We start from the raw sequence: 14843 nt of genomic DNA, 5'->3' as shown, positions 1-14843 counted from the left end.
CACTTTACGTCTTTTGTGGGAGGAGCAAGCGCAAAAAGACAGCATAAAAATGCCATCGTTTTGCAGTACCGCTGCTTCTGGGGTAACTCGAGGCTCCCTCAACGTTGCCAACTCCATTTCCAGAATGGGTAGGCCCTCGCGCTTTGTTGCGGAGATGGCTGGGGGGGTTCTTTAAATCCGGTCAGCTGATGAGCGATGATGGTTGGCAGCGACAGATACAACGTTTCATTCCGCTTTCCGACCATCCCGTCTTTTCTGAACAGCTTGCCATGCGCCATAAACGTGATCTTGTGCTCATACTTGAACACGTCCAACCTGTCGACCTGAATGCGTCCCGGCTTTCCTTGTTGCATGACCTGCAGAACATCACCGGAGCGAATGCCAAGAATTTTTTCACAAAGTCTTTGCTTGGCGGCCGCAAGTTCCGATTCCCATTGTTCGATGCGCTGCTCAGCAGAGACCAATCCTTCCTGCAGTACTTGGAGCGCCTGAAACTGTTCGCGGGGCCACCATATCTTCATAGCGCGTCCGAGCTTCAGGTGTAAATCTTCATCCAGGAGGTCGTACACGATAGAGGAGCCAAGTGTATGCATATCCTCAGCCTCCAGCAGCGTTTGCAGCAGGTCCCAGTCTTCTCGGTATATTCGAACTTCCGGATCGGTGTGAGTGTAACGAGGCAGCCCTGGCACGAAAGATAGCGGTCCAAGATGGTCGATCGGAACCTGAATGGTCTCGTAGGTGTTCGCGGGAGACTGTTGCTCAATCCTAAGCCAGGCATGTGTCTTAGACACGCACAAATCGGCTTTGGCGATCCAATAGGATTTTGGGGTGAAAATATATCGAACGCTCTGGCAATATTCTGAGCTATTTAGTGGGATCGCTGAAAACGCCAGCTGCAGGTCGCTCACTAACCGATTGGCATTGGCAAGATGGCGTAGCAAATTCTCGGAAATGCGGACCACCAAAAAATCACTCTCAGACCGATAACTCGGTTTTTCGGATTTAGGAAAAACCAACACATTCTTCGCAACCACGGGGAGAAGGGCATCCAATAGGCCGGCTGCTACCTGCCTTGCGGAAACAAACGGTGTGTTGGGCAGGAACTCTTCAAAGTGCTTGATCGCTGTGGTTAAAACTGCAGAGGCGAGCGCGAGGTCTATATGCATAAGCCTCGACCCTTTGAACTCGAGTCGGCCCAGTTCGGGGTTCTGGGCCAGAACGGTATCGGCGGCTTTTTGAAAGAGCTCCTGTTTTCTTTCGGATAAATGCAGTCCCGGTTGAATTGACTTTTGGCTAAGCCGAGCCGAAAGGATTTCCTGATAAGCAGCCATTGGTGGAATAGATCGATTCGAATTGCCCTTGAATCGTGCCCAGTAGCCGCGAGGGGGCTTCGGAATTCCAAGCCTGGCGCATCGTTTTGTGAGCGCGACGCCAGAAATCCCGAGTGTTGTGGCTACTTGTTCACTGGGCATCGACCACACAAGGTGGAAAAGTTCCTCTCGGTCTCTCTCGAGCCGGCTATCGTCTGACTCTGACTCCATTGCCCCGATCCCTTTCTCTTCTGTTGAGATTCTAGGCGATTTTCTCTTGTATGGGTTGTGTTCAACTCGTCGCAGCCGGAATCAGCTCAGGATCTTGGTTTCCCTTAGCGAATCATTCAGTATTCACCACACACCATTTCTTGGCTTTGGCAGTAAACTAGGGACGGGCAGGATGCGTTTAACGAAAATCAAGGAAATCAAAGGGTTTCGGATTTTTAAAGACTTCACTTGGCCGGATAACCTTGATGACTTTGCACGCTTCAACTTGATTTACGGATTAAATGGAAGTGGCAAAACAACCCTGACGACCATTTTTTCCGATCTGGAACATCGGCGTTCGGCCAGCGCATCGTCATTGAACTTCGAATTCGGTGATAAAACGGTGAACGGAAAGCTTCCTCAAAAAGGCTCCATTCCGCCGATCCGGGTATTTAATCGAAGTTTCATCGAACACGCCATCTTCGAAGATCCGGCGCAGCAGGAGTTGGCTCCAGTTTTCTACCTTGGTGAGGACTCTGTTGAAAAGCAGAAGGAAATCTCAGGTTTAAGGTCCGATGTCGAAACCATCGTTGAAGATCTGAAGTCGCTCGATACCCAGAAGAGCGCTAAACAGAAGGGGTTCGACAAATTCTGCAGTGAGGGCGCGTCGAACATAAAAAATGCTCTCACGCGGCCTGGTGGCCGATTCAACAATTACAATCGCCCAGCTTTCGAAAGCCGGGTAGAGGAGCTGTTGACCTCAGGTGGTGCTCGCTTGAAGGAAGCTGACAGGGAACAACTTCTGGGAGTTGCACATGCGCAACTCATGAAAACGGTTGCCAACGTGAAGTTGCCTCCGATTAAGTTCATGGAACTGACCCAAAGGGTCGAGCGCTTACTGGAGAAGTCGGTTACGGCGTCGGTTATCCAGGAGCTCCGTGACAACCCCCAGCTTGGACAGTGGGTTCAATCTGGCTTGAACCTCCATAAGAATCGCTCCGAAACAGACCACTGCCTGTTTTGTAAACAGAGCCTCCCCGAAAATCGCCTCGAAGATCTAGAAGCCCATTTTAATGATGAGCTTAATCGGTATCAGGCGGAACTGGACAGTCAAATCCAGAATATCGAGTCTTCCATCAGAGCAATCAAGAACTTCGAGCTTCCTGCTACAGGATTACTTTATCAACACCTTCAGGCTGACTTCGAAAAATACGCTGAACGGTGGAGCTCGAGTAAACTAAGCGTTGTTAATTTCCTGGATTCGTTGGCATCAGCTCTTCAGAAAAAACGTGAAAATCCCTTTCAACGGATGGATCTTCGAGACTTTCTATTCGCCTTTTCGACTGCAGCGAAAGACTCCAACTGGTTAGTCAAGACCGTTAGCATAGCGCTGGATGCCTCGCAGAATATTGCAGCGCAGTTTGGGCTCGGGGTCGTTGACGGGATTAATAAGTTGATCGACGAGCACAATCGGCACAGCTCATCATTTGAGCAGCAAGTCCAAGACGCGATGAATCGCGTTGCGGATGACATGGTTCTCGAGGCGCTAGATGAGTATCAACAATACAAGGCCGATTTGCTTCAGCTGGATGCCAGCGCTGAGGACAAAAGGAGCAAGCGTGACAAAAACAAGGCTCGGATAAAACAACTTGAAGAGGAGGTACGTCATCATCTAAAAGCAGCAGAGGAATTGAACGAAGAGGTAGCTGCATACCTTGGGAGGCGCGAACTGACGTTTGAGACATCTGACTCAGGCTATCGATTATTTCGCTACGGAGAGCCGGCGTATCATCTCAGTGAGGGTGAGCGGACGGCGATTGCCTTCATGTATTTTCTGAAGACGCTCGAGGATGAAAGTCTGGATTTAACGAAAACAATCATCGTCATAGATGACCCAATATCCAGCCTGGATGCTAACTCCCTGTATAGCGCCTTCAGTTTTATGAAAATGAAAACAGCAGAAGCCGCGCAACTATTCATCCTTACACATAGTTTTCAGCTCTTCCGCTTAGTTCGTAACTGGTTCGACCATATTAACGGTCGAAAGAAAAAAACTCCTCTCAATGCCCATATGTATCTTCTTGAAGTGAAATGGGTGGCAAGCCCCCGATACAGTAGACGCCTGATAGCGTTACACTAAACGCAAATCTACAGGTGTTGGTAATGAGCGGAAAGCGATACTCCGAAGAATTCAAAATTGAGGCCGTCAAGCAAGTCACCGAGCGTGGCTACAAGGTGACGGATGTGTGCCGGAGACTGGGGATCACCTCAGCCAGCTTGCATAAATGGATCAAGCTCTACGGTGATGCTGGCAGCCAGCACCAACAGATCAACGACCAGCAGGATGAGCTGCGCAAGTTGAGAGCGGAGTTGCGCCGGGTCAGTGAAGAGCGCGACATACTAAAAAAGGCCGCAGCGTTCTTTGCCAAAGAGTCCAAGTAAAGTATCGCTTCATCAGGGCTCACCAGAGTGAATTTCGAGTCCGTGTCATGTGCCGGGTTCTGGGAGTCCACTTCAGTGGCTTCTATAGCTGGCTACATACACCGGAAAGCCCTCGCGCCAAGGCCAATCGTCGCTTGGTGGGATTGATCAAACAGGCCTGGCTCGAAAGTGGTGGCGTGTACGGCTACCGGAACATCACCCTGGATCTGAAAGACCTCGGAGAGCGGTGCAGTAAGAACCGGGTGTACCGGCTCATGAGAAACGAAGGCATCCGCGCACAGCGCGGTTACAAGCGCCACAAGGGCTATTACGGTGGCAAGCCGGCTCACGTGGCACCGAATCATCTGAACCGTGAGTTCGAGGCCCAGAAGCCGAACGAACGTTGGGTGACCGATATCACCTACATCCGTACCCATGAGGGCTTCCTGTATCTCGCGGCAGTGCTGGACTTGTTCTCACGACAAATCGTTGGCTGGTCCATGAAATCGAGAATGTCGACAGACCTTGTTATGGATGCGCTGTTGATGGCTTCCTGGAAGCGTCGGCCAAAACAGGAGGTTCTGATCCACTCCGATCAGGGATCGCAGTACACCAGCCGTGAATGGAGAGACTTCCTGAAAGACCACCGACTGAAACCCAGCATGAGCCGGCGTGGCAACTGTCACGACAATGCCGTTGCCGAAAGCTTCTTCTCGTTGCTCAAGAGCGAGCGGGTGAAACGGAAAATCTACAAAGATCGGGAAACGGCTCGCCAAGATATCTTCGATTACATCGAGATGTTCTATAACCCGGTTCGCCGTCATGGCAACAACGGTGGCCTGTCGCCAGCGGACTTCGAAAAGCAGTATTTCACAAAGCTGTCAGGTGTCTAGGATATCGGGGGCTTGCCAGTCGCAGGCAATCGCGTACGCTCGCTCAAACATTGGCCAACTCTTGTCCTGGCTCAATATGCGGAGTTCATGTGCTCCTACCGATTGCGCTGCGAGAAATACCGCTGCATGGCTCCAAGCACACTGTCGTCGCGCAGGATGAACTTTCTGGCACGCCTCCCTGTAGGCAGCACTTGCCGATGGTAATCCCAGAACCTCAGGATTGGGTTTGCACCACCTGATAAACCGTCCTATCGGAGGGCAGTATGGGTCTCCTTCTTTCAAAGTTCTCTGCAGTCCGCACTTGATTTCAAGATCGGTTCGGATACCCGTCTCCAAGAGAACTTTCAGCCAGAATTTCTTCGCTTCATTTTCAACTGATTCGTTTGACCACGTCGCTTTCCAACCCGGACAGATCAGCTTAATTTGGGTGAATATATACTCAACAGCCTTTGCCATCTGAATCTCGGCATCAATCGGCTTTAGTTGTGACTGCATTTTTAACTCTCCCATAGCCAGGAAATGTCTCCGTGATTTATATCGAATGTCAAAGCTGACGTACTGTCATTTGACCTGGTTGCCGTTATTTCTTCATTCGGAGTTGGGTTCTTGCACTTGCTGTCGGGCTTTGGCTGCGTATTAGTGATATTTTTATTTTTTGAGTATTTCTTGTTGGATATTGTCTTACATAAAGGACCATGTGCACCGGTGTCGGAACGACCGTTGCCCGAAAATCCGATACCGGAAGATCCGTCCTTGGTAGCAGCTGGCTTTTGAGGGACCTGGCGAATCTTGATACCCGTGGTCCAGCGCCCATCGGTTCCTTGCGCTTTGTCCCGAATCAAATAACCAGCATTCTCGAGTTCTTTGAAGATTCGCTGTTGTTTTGCTTTGCCAATATTAAATTTTCTCCGAATATGGTCAGCCCGGACTTCCCAATTCTCGGGAAGTGAGAGGAGATAAACTAATACTCCTATAGTGTCGAGCGACAGCTGTGTACCATCGAATATGGAATTTGGAATCGTAGCGAAATTTTCAGTTAATCGTTTTTTAACAATCGTCATTACTGTTTGTTCCTGAAGCTTTGGATTCATTACCCGGGGAGCGCGTCTGACGTTTGGTGCCGGTAGCGCCCCCTACTGCGTGAAAACTAATTTACCGGGTTGCAAACCGCCTGACTGTCAATACGCCCGCGTAAAACTGGCTGCGTGTTGTGTTGACAGTTCGAATGAGTGGTGAGTTGTGGGATGAGTGCAGCAAACGGTTTCTAATCGTCAGGTTACTGGTTATTGCCGTCGCAATGCTTGGCAACACAGTTCTGGCAGCACTTTTGGTATCAATAGGGTCAAATGTTCCTTAGGGCCGGCGCTTTGGTCGATCGGGCCGATCCACTTCAAGGTGCGTTTCCCCCACTTCAGTAGAGACGCGAAATGCTCAAGTGGATGACCCCAGTTACTGATCGGCTCTACAAAGACACTCACTCTGTCCGCGAACACCCGCCCGGAAAAGCCCTTGTTACTCAACAGGACCACTCGCGCCCTTTGTTGCCCCGTTGTAGGCATTAGCCTGTGGGTAGCCCCTGTATTGCGCTCTTCGCATTCTTGGTCTTCAATTACTAACGTGAGTAACTGGTCGACGCATAACAATAGCTAGATTGATGCTCTCTGAATTTATATCCTTATGTCCAGAAGAGTTCGGCAAACTATTATCAATACGGTTTTAGGATCGCAGGATCGACTGAAATTTATGTTATGCAAACATATATAACCGAACGCGTTCGCATAGTACGCAGTTGGGTAACTACGAATCTCTGGATCAACCCTATGGAGGCGCAATGAATTATCTCTATCAGTGGTGGGATATCATCGTCTTCCTTTTGTTTGCAGTTTTCCATATTGGCGGATGGCTGGAAATACGAAGTTCGCTTAGGTCCAGTCCGCTCGATTGTCTTGAACAGAGACAGTTTGCAGCATCCGCATTGAATAACGCGAGTGTAGCTGGGGTGACGGCGGTGAGCATTCTGATACCTGCATCAGTGATTATGATTCAACTAGGGGCAGAGAAAACGGGGTTTCCAAATCGAGCCCTCGAAGAGGTCTTTAGAGCTTCTTTATGGTTTCTACTGTCGCTAGCATTTGGCTTGTTCCTTCTTTTCCTGATTCCAATGAGAAGCCAAAAATATAACGTCGTAAGAGACATGCTGACCGGAATTCCATTTGGTCCTCAGTTGGCTGCCTTGCTAATAGGGATGATTTGGTTAGTTTCCGGAATATATACTGCTGTTTACGCTTAACGGAGGCAAATCATGTCAATTTCAAACTCGACATCGGAAGAATGGAGCGACGAGAATTGGATAGAAGTTTTCGAAAATGTGGTGAGTCTAACCGCTATGCCACATGAAAATAGTAATGAAATCGTAGTTGGAGGTTGGGAGCTTGGGCAGCGGCGAGCTGAGCTTTTGAGCCGTAGGTTTTGGCCGGGGGTGGACGTTGTTCATCCACTGTGTATCTTTTGCTGGTGGCCCTTTAAGCCGGCAATGTCAGTAGATTCGAAAAGGTTCATTCGCGACATCAGATGGGATCTTTTTAAAAATATCTCGAGCTCCTCGAGCGAACTGCGGAAGCTGCACGCAGCAGTGCCTGACGACCTACTGCGATTGGACACTGAGGAGTTATTCAGCCGCCTTCAGGAAAAGCCAGCTTGGGAAGTTATCCAACTGCGTCAGCCCATCGATTGAGCTGGGATATATCCTCAACAGCCACCCATAACTGCCTGATTTCCGAGCACTACTCTGACGATCAGGGCTTCCAACCAAACATTAGGGGCATGGACTTACCCCGAAAAGCGTCCCTGGAAACGAAGTAGAACCTTGCTGTCGCCAGACCGCAAACATATTCAGGTCGCTTTTACCCGATGGTTTTCAGGCTACATCAGTGACATGAATTGGTTGCAAGTAGTGTCGATGCGGCCGGCTTTGCTTTTGTCAGTGCCGCTACGGATTTGGGTTTTCCCAATGTTCTGAATCGTCTGAATCCAGGTGCGGCCGTCTGCTGCTCGACCGTTCTGGAATGTGACCCTCTTCGATCCAGGGGAAGCGCGGTAATTTACCCAAAAAATAAAAATGTAACTTATTGAGCGGAAACGATTTTATAAAAACCCAATGGGCGTAGTTTATATCGGAGGAATACTTTCCAGGTCATTGTATTAAAAAGAAAAAAAGCATTCTGGATGTTCGTCCTGCAACTCCGTTAACGCCGGTTCGATTCCGACCCGCGCCTCCATTTTTCTCCATTTTTTATAGCAACTTGAAGCGATAGAAAATAGTTAGCTTCTTTTTCATCGCTTTGGGGTGTGCTTTGTTGCGGTCAGTCCCGGCCTTCCAGCGCCGCCCGCATTTTCAGCGTCACCAGCACGGTGTTCAGGTGCGGTACCGGAATGCCATGACGTTGTGCGATGGTCACCACATTGCCCAGTACGGCCTCCCGCTCGATGGGCCGGCCATTGAGGTAGTCCACCGCCATGCTGTTCTTGTAAGGCGGCATCTTTCGGGTACCGGTAATGTTCTGCTCGATCACCTTGTCGTCCATGGGGTAGCCTTCGGCGGCAGCGACGTCCATGACTTCACGGATCATGGCACGGATCAGATCCTCACCACCTTCGGTGTCCAGAATGGTCCGGGTGTCAGCGCCATTGGCGATGACCGACAGGGGATTGAATGGGGTGTTCCACAGGCACTTGCGCCAGCGCTCACCCTCAACCTGCTCGGTCAGGTCGATGCGGATGCCGCCGTCCATGAACAGTTGTGACAATTCCCGGCAGTTGTCGTCGATGCCTTTGGGGTAGCGGCCCATGACCAGCTTGCCATAGGCCTTGTGCTCGACCACGCCAGGTTCCGTGCGGCTCGCAGCGATGAAGGCCAGACAGCTGATGAGGGGATTGTCCGGGTAGGCTTCGGCCAGCTCCCGTTCGATGTCCAGACCATTTTCGATCAGCACCAGGCGGGTGGTGCTGCCCATCCAGGGTTTGACCAGGGCGGCGCGGTCTACGCCCGGCAGTACCTTCACACACAGGATCAGGTAATCCGGTTCTGCCACTGGTGTGTCGCCGCCACGGTAGAGATGATCTGGTCGGTAGGAGAGGTCCCCCAGGGGGCTCGAAATGGTTATGCCGTTGGCTTTCACCGCGTCGTATTCGGAGCGCACCACGGTGCTGACGCTACAACCGGCTTTTTTGAGGATGGCGCCATAAAAACTGCCAATGGCGCCCGCGCCGACGATCAGAATGCTGGGTTTATTGCTCATGTCAGGACGATCTCGTTGTTTCGAAGTGGATCCCTCTGCTCAGGGCTGTTAGCGACGGACCGGCGCCATACCCAGGTGAGCGCCACCGTCGATGAGGATGGTTTCCCCTGTGGTCAGGTCGCCGCCGATGATCAGGCCCAGGCAGACGTCGGCTACGGTTTCCGGTGAGGCGGCATCATGCAGGGGCGAGGCACCCTTGGTCTTCTCCAGTACCGCGTCATACTTGTCTTCGCCCAGGCCCTTTTTCAGCCATTCACCCTGTACGAAACCGGGACAGACGGCATTGACTCGGACTTCCGGGCCCATGATCCGGGCCAGGGAGCGGGTCATGGTTACCAGGGCGCCCTTCGAGGCGGCATAGGCAATGGAACTGCCGATGCCAGCGAGGCCGGCAATGGAAGCCATGTTGATGATGTGCCCGGAACCATTGGCCCGCAGGGCTTTCTCGGCGGCACGGGTCATCTGGTAGGGGCCCACGGTATTGACGGCGTACAGGTCGAGAAAGTCCTGTTTGTCGAGGCCGTCGAGGTTGGCGTGATCACAGAATTTGGTGGTGCCAGCGTTGTTTACCAGGATATCAACACGGCCTAGCTGATCCAGGGTGGCGTCCACCAGGGCGCGGCAGTCGGCGTCCTCCGCCACATCGGCGCGCATTACCAGGGTTTTTACACCATGCTTCTCGCAGTCGGCGGCTACCGCCCGGGCGCCGTCTTCATTGTTACTGTAGTTGATCGCCACGTGGCATCCGTGTTCGGCAAACAGGCGGGCGATGGCGGCGCCGATACCGGAGGAGGAGCCGGTGACAATGGCGACGGAATCTTTGAGTTTCATGGCAAGTCTCTTTTTGTGGTTGTTGGTTTGCAGAGGGGGCACAGGTTTCGCCCGTGAAGTCTGAGAACGTTATCTTCTCTCGAACAGTGGATTACATCAATTGCTGTCGGTACCCGGTGGATTGAAAAGAGGCCAGCAGCCTAAAGAACAGGGCAACTAAAAACGACGTTGTCAGGTGCAAGTCCGACAGGCTGCTGGCGGCGACCCAGCCGGATATGCTTCAATCAATGTTAAATAGTCAGGCCAGCCACCAAGGCTGTCTTTTGTACCCAGGGGTCTGGTCAAAAACAATGAGCACAGACGATAAGACGGTCAAACGCCGGCGCTCCGCGCTTCGGGGCCGTCAACTGGAAACGGCTTTACTGTCGGAACTGCGGGATCTGATCGGTGACGAACGAATCGATTCATCGCTGCGCCACCGTGATCGCCTGATCGAGCACCTGCATGCACTGCAGGACAACTACGGTTATCTCTCCATGCCACGGCTCCGGGCCCTGGCTGCTTTCATGAATCTTCCCATGGCCGCCATTTATGAAACGGCCACCTTTTACGCCCACTTTGATGTTACTCACGATGAACAGGTGCCGCCGGCCGAGATAACCCTGCGGGTGTGTGACTCACTTTCCTGCCAGCTGGCCGGGGCGGAAGCACTGCATCAGGATTTGGTTGACGGGGCTGATCCCGCCCGGGTTCGGGTACTGCGCGCGCCCTGCATGGGGCGCTGCGATACAGCGCCGGTGGTGGCCGTTGGGCATCATCATGTGTGCCATGCCAATGCGTTCAATGTGGGTGACGCCGTAGAGCATGGGCAGGTTCGACCAGAAGAAATCCGCTGGCCGAGTCTGGCGGATTACCGTTCCGCGGGTGGTTATGGGTTGCTGGCAGATTGCCGTGAAGGCCGGGTGAGCGTCGAATCCCTGGCGCAGGAACTTGAGCAGGCCGGCCTGCGGGGACTGGGCGGCGCCGGATTTCCCACCTACCGCAAATGGCAGGCAGTGAGGGCTGAGCCGGGGCCGCGCTACGCGGTAATCAACGCCGACGAGGGCGAACCGGGCACCTTCAAGGATCGCTATTACCTGGAACGCGAGCCCCATGTCTTCCTGGAGGGCGCACTGGTCAGCGCCTGGGCAGTCGAGGCAAAGGCTCTGTACATTTACCTGCGGGACGAATACCCCGGCCTTCTCAGGGTATTGAAGGAGGCCATTGCCGAACTGGAAGCGGCCGGATTCATTGAGCCTGGCTTTGTGATCCTGCGTCGTGGCGCCGGCGCCTATATCTGCGGTGAGGAATCAGCCCTGATCGAATCCCTGGAGGGCAAACCCGGCAAGCCCCGCCATCGCCCCCCGTTCGTTGCTCAGAAAGGGCTGTTTGGTCAGCCCACCCTGGTCAACAATGTCGAAACGGTCTACTGGATCCCGCGCATCCATGCCCAGGGTGCCGAATGGTTCGCCAGCCAGGGGCGACATGGTCGTAAAGGGCTTCGCAGCTTTTCGGTCTCCGGGCGGGTTGCCCAGCCCGGCGTGCACCTTGCCCCGGCGGGGATCACCCTCAATGAGTTGATTGAGGAGTTTTGCGGCGGCATGGCCGAAGGGCATCGCCTGCTGGCCTATCTGCCTGGCGGAGCCTCCGGCGGAATACTGCCCGCCAGCAAAGCCGACATCCCCCTGGACTTCGACACCCTGCAGGAACACGGCTGTTTTATCGGCTCCGCCGCGGTGATTGTTTTGTCCGATCAGGACGACTTGGCCGCTGCAGCCTCCAACCTTCTGGGTTTCTTCGCGGATGAATCCTGCGGGCAGTGCACGCCCTGCCGCGTCGGCACCGAGAAAATGCTCACCTTGCTGGAACGAAAAACCTGGGATGAGGAAACGCTCCAGCAGCTGGCCGGGGTGATGGCGGATGCCTCCATCTGCGGTCTGGGCCAAGCTGCACCCAATCCGGTGCTGAGTCTGCTTCGCGATTTTCGCAGCGAACTCGCCAGCCACAACCTGATCGCAAAAGGGTAGGGAGACCGCCATGGGCCATTCCAGCATAAGTTTCACCCTGACCCTGGACGACGCTGACGTTCAGGCGTTCCCCGGCGAAACACTCTGGCAGGTAGCCAAGCGCGCTGGTGAGACCATCCCGCACCTCTGCTTCAAAGACGCCCCAGGTTACCGCGCGGATGGCAATTGCCGCGCCTGCATGGTGGAAGTGGAGGGTGAGCGGGTGCTGGCCGCAAGCTGTATTCGCGAGGCGGCGCCCGGCATGGTTGTTCGCAGCGTGGGCTCCGGCCGTGTCCAGGCGGCCCGTAAAACGGTGCTGGAATTGTTGTTGGCGGATCAACCCGAGAGAACAGAAAGTCCGGATCGCTCAAGCCATCTGTGGGATACGGCGGATCAACTGGCCATTGATGCCAGTACCGTCCGCCAGCGTCTGCCGGCCCGTTCTGAGCGGGAAGAGCCCACGGTTCATCATGTCGCGGAACGGTCCAATGAGCTACCTCACGCTCAGGGCCATGACGCCACCCACTCTGCCATGAACGTCAATCTGGACGCCTGCATCACCTGCGGCTTGTGCGAGCGTGCCTGCCGGGAAGTGCAGGGCAATGACGTAATTGGTCTGGCGCACCGCGGTGCGGCGTCCAAGGTGGTCTTTGACTTTGATGACCCCATGGGAGACAGCACCTGCGTTGCCTGCGGCGAATGCGTGCAGGCCTGCCCGACCGGGGCGCTGATGCCGGCCACCCTGATTGATGCCAAAGGCCGCGGAGACTCCGCCATGGCCGATCGCACGGTGGATTCCGTGTGTCCCTACTGCGGCGTTGGCTGCCAGCTGACCTATCACGTGAACGATGAGCCGTCTCAAAATGGCGAGCAGCGAGGGCGCATCCTCTTTGTTGAGGGCAGGGACGGACCCTCAAACCAGGGCCGGCTTTGCGTCAAGGGGCGCTTTGGCTTCGATTACCCTGCGCACCCGGCACGGCTTACCCGGCCGCTGATCCGCCGGGAGGGCATGCCCAAGGCCCTCGACCCCGATTTTGACCCGGCCAACCCCCTTACTCATTTTCGAGAGGCGAGTTGGAAAGAGGCACTGGAATTTGCCGCAACCGGGCTAACTGAGCTCAAAGGGATGCACGGTCCCAGTGCGCTTGCCGGCTTTGGCAGCGCCAAGTGCTCCAACGAAGAAGCCTGGCTGTTCCAGAAACTGGTGCGCACCGGTTTCGGCTCCAACCACGTTGACCACTGCACCCGGCTCTGTCACGCCAGCTCCGTCGCAGCGTTGATGGAGTGCCTGGGCTCCGGCGCAGTGACTGCCTCCTTCATGCAGGCGCTTCAGGCCGATGTGGTGATCCTCACCGGCTGCAATCCGGCCGTGAACCACCCGGTGGCTGCCACTTATTTCAAGCAGGCAGCACGAAACGGTACCAAACTGATTATCATCGACCCCCGGGGCCAGGCGCTGGATGCCTACGCATGGCGCAGCCTGCGTTTTTCGCCGGGCGGTGACGTGTCGCTCTTCAACGCCATGCTCAATGTGATCATCAGCGAAGGACTCTACGATCAGGCCTACATTGACGACCACACCGAAGGCTTCGAAGCACTTGCAGTTAGTGTCGCGGACATGACGCCGGAGGCAATGAGCCCACTCTGTGGCGTTGAACCGGACACCATTCGCGAAGTGGCCCGGGCCTACGCAGGTGCCGAGCGGGCGATGATCTTCTGGGGCATGGGCATTTCCCAGCACGTGCACGGCACCGATAATGCCCGCTGCCTGATCTCGATGGCCCTGACCTGCGGCCACACCGGTCGGCCCGGAACCGGCCTGCATCCATTGCGTGGCCAAAACAATGTTCAGGGCGCCTCGGACGCCGGCCTGATTCCCATGGTACTGCCCGACTACCAACCGGTGGGCGATGCCCAGCTGCGCTCTGCTTTTGAAGAACTCTGGAGCACCAAACTTGACCCGGAGCCGGGGCTCACCGTTGTGGAGATTATGGACGCCATCACGGCGGGCACCATCAAGGGCATGTACATCCTCGGCGAAAACCCCGCGATGTCCGACCCGGATCTGACCCATGCCCGAGCTGCGCTTGCTGCACTCGAACACCTGGTGGTGCAGGATCTGTTTGTCACAGAAACCGCCCAGTTTGCTGACGTCATCCTGCCTGCTGCCGCCTGGTCAGAAAAATCCGGTACTGTCACCAACACCAACCGGCAGGTGCAAATGGGCCGCGCCGCGCTGGCGCCGCCGGGAGAAGCAAAGCCCGACTGGTGGATTATTCAGGAAATTGCCCGGCGTTTCGGGCTGGATTGGGATTACGATGGCCCCGAGCAGGTATTCGCCGAGATGAAACAGGGTATGCACTCGCTCGATCACATCTCCTGGTTCCGTCTGGAACGCGAAGGCTCGGTGACCTATCCGTGCCCTGCCGACGACGGGCCTGGGCAGGATGTGGTCTTCTCTGACGCTTTCCCTCGCGCGGGTGGCCGGGCCAAATTCTCGCCGGCTCGTCCGCTACCGCCAGACGAGCCGGTGGATAAGGCTTATCCCACCGTTCTAACCACAGGCCGACTGCTCGAGCACTGGCACACCGGGGCCATGACCCGTCGCAGTCGGGTGCTGGACGAAAGGGAGCCCGAGGCTGCCGCCTATCTGGCACCATCGGAAATGGTTCGCCTCGGCGTAGCGTCGGGCGATGCAATCCAGGTCGCCACCCGGCGTGGCAGCATTACCCTGACTGCACGGGTCGATCAGGCCATGCCCGAAGGTATGGTGTTCATACCCTTTGCCTTTGCGGAGGCGGCAGCGAACCTGCTTACCAACCCGGCGCTGGACCCTTATGGGAAGATTCCGGAGTTCAAGTATGCGGCGTGCCGGCTGAGCCCGGCCTAATGTCA

11 protein-coding genes are annotated in these 14843 nt (G+C 54.9%); 6 read left to right on the top strand and 5 right to left on the bottom strand.

The window, feature by feature from the left end; genetic code table 11:
• Positions 1-98: 98 nt before the first annotated feature.
• Entirely contained in the window at positions 99-1472 is a 1374-nt protein-coding gene (locus M8010_RS12340; RefSeq protein ID WP_250091608.1) for a hypothetical protein, read from the bottom strand.
• A gap of 241 nt (positions 1473-1713) precedes the next feature.
• Between M8010_RS12340 and M8010_RS12335 the strand changes: the two genes are divergently transcribed.
• Together M8010_RS12335 and M8010_RS12330 are read left to right on the top strand one after the other, a co-directional pair.
• Positions 1714-3660 carry an AAA family ATPase gene (locus tag M8010_RS12335; RefSeq protein WP_250091606.1) on the top strand — a complete coding sequence of 649 codons (1947 nt, stop codon included), beginning with the start codon at positions 1714-1716 and terminating at the stop codon, positions 3658-3660.
• Between the two features lie 23 nt (positions 3661-3683).
• Positions 3684-4834 (top strand): IS3 family transposase gene (locus tag M8010_RS12330; RefSeq protein ID WP_250091508.1). Its coding sequence is split into 2 segments (ribosomal slippage): positions 3684-3927 and positions 3927-4834, totalling 1152 coding nucleotides; the frame shifts between segments, so codons are not numbered across the junction.
• Here the strand turns inward: M8010_RS12330 and M8010_RS12325 are convergent.
• Both M8010_RS12325 and M8010_RS12320 read right to left on the bottom strand, forming a co-directional pair.
• The gene (locus M8010_RS12325) at positions 4823-5329 is read right to left on the bottom strand and encodes a replication protein P (RefSeq protein ID WP_250091605.1); all 507 of its coding nucleotides are present in this window, start codon (positions 5327-5329) and stop codon (positions 4823-4825) included. The two genes, M8010_RS12330 and M8010_RS12325, sit on opposite strands and share 12 nt — an antisense overlap.
• Before the next feature lie 2 nt (positions 5330-5331).
• Positions 5332-5895 (bottom strand): hypothetical protein, encoded by a 564-nt coding sequence (locus tag M8010_RS12320; protein WP_250091603.1) that lies wholly within the window; start codon positions 5893-5895, stop codon positions 5332-5334.
• Between the two features lie 770 nt (positions 5896-6665).
• On the opposite strand from M8010_RS12320, the gene M8010_RS12315 reads away from it, so the two are divergent.
• A complete protein-coding gene (locus M8010_RS12315; protein ID WP_250091601.1) occupies positions 6666-7124 on the top strand; it encodes a hypothetical protein in 459 nt (152 codons plus the stop codon).
• 12 nt (positions 7125-7136) lie between these two features.
• Positions 7137-7568, top strand: coding sequence for a hypothetical protein (locus M8010_RS12310; RefSeq protein WP_250091599.1), 432 nt, complete (start codon positions 7137-7139; stop codon positions 7566-7568).
• A gap of 628 nt (positions 7569-8196) precedes the next feature.
• Here the strand turns inward: M8010_RS12310 and M8010_RS12305 are convergent.
• Positions 8197-9132 carry a ketopantoate reductase family protein gene (locus tag M8010_RS12305; protein ID WP_250091597.1) on the bottom strand — a complete coding sequence of 312 codons (936 nt, stop codon included), beginning with the start codon at positions 9130-9132 and terminating at the stop codon, positions 8197-8199.
• A gap of 48 nt (positions 9133-9180) precedes the next feature.
• On the bottom strand, positions 9181-9963 hold the full coding sequence (locus M8010_RS12300; protein WP_250091595.1) for an SDR family NAD(P)-dependent oxidoreductase: 783 nt from the start codon (positions 9961-9963) through the stop codon (positions 9181-9183).
• 290 nt (positions 9964-10253) lie between these two features.
• On the opposite strand from M8010_RS12300, the gene M8010_RS12295 reads away from it, so the two are divergent.
• Positions 10254-11969, top strand: a complete 1716-nt coding sequence (locus M8010_RS12295; RefSeq protein ID WP_250091594.1) for an NADH-ubiquinone oxidoreductase-F iron-sulfur binding region domain-containing protein — start codon at positions 10254-10256, stop codon at positions 11967-11969.
• Positions 11970-11979: 10 nt separating this feature from the next.
• Complete coding sequence (gene fdhF / locus M8010_RS12290) at positions 11980-14838, top strand: formate dehydrogenase subunit alpha (protein WP_250091593.1); 2859 nt, start codon at positions 11980-11982, stop codon at positions 14836-14838.
• The last annotated feature ends 5 nt before the right edge of the window (positions 14839-14843 follow it).

This window comes from Marinobacter sp. ATCH36 (assembly GCF_023555055.1).
Classification (GTDB): Bacteria; Pseudomonadota; Gammaproteobacteria; order Pseudomonadales; family Oleiphilaceae; genus Marinobacter.
Note: the sequence above shows the minus strand (reverse complement) of the source record. Positions and strands in the feature narration are given on the sequence as shown.

Bases quoted from the DNA above. Each gene is read 5' to 3' on its own strand.
- M8010_RS12315 (WP_250091601.1), top strand. From the start codon at position 6,666: ATGAATTATCTCTATCAGTGGTGGGATATCATCGTCTTCCTTTTGTTT.
- M8010_RS12325 (WP_250091605.1), bottom strand. From the start codon at position 5,329: ATGCAGTCACAACTAAAGCCGATTGATGCCGAGATTCAGATGGCAAAG.
- fdhF (WP_250091593.1), top strand. From the start codon at position 11,980: ATGGGCCATTCCAGCATAAGTTTCACCCTGACCCTGGACGACGCTGAC.
- M8010_RS12300 (WP_250091595.1), bottom strand. From the start codon at position 9,963: ATGAAACTCAAAGATTCCGTCGCCATTGTCACCGGCTCCTCCTCCGGT.
- M8010_RS12310 (WP_250091599.1), top strand. From the start codon at position 7,137: ATGTCAATTTCAAACTCGACATCGGAAGAATGGAGCGACGAGAATTGG.
- M8010_RS12295 (WP_250091594.1), top strand. From the start codon at position 10,254: ATGAGCACAGACGATAAGACGGTCAAACGCCGGCGCTCCGCGCTTCGG.
- M8010_RS12305 (WP_250091597.1), bottom strand. From the start codon at position 9,132: ATGAGCAATAAACCCAGCATTCTGATCGTCGGCGCGGGCGCCATTGGC.
- M8010_RS12320 (WP_250091603.1), bottom strand. From the start codon at position 5,895: ATGACGATTGTTAAAAAACGATTAACTGAAAATTTCGCTACGATTCCA.
- M8010_RS12335 (WP_250091606.1), top strand. From the start codon at position 1,714: ATGCGTTTAACGAAAATCAAGGAAATCAAAGGGTTTCGGATTTTTAAA.
- M8010_RS12340 (WP_250091608.1), bottom strand. From the start codon at position 1,472: ATGCCCAGTGAACAAGTAGCCACAACACTCGGGATTTCTGGCGTCGCG.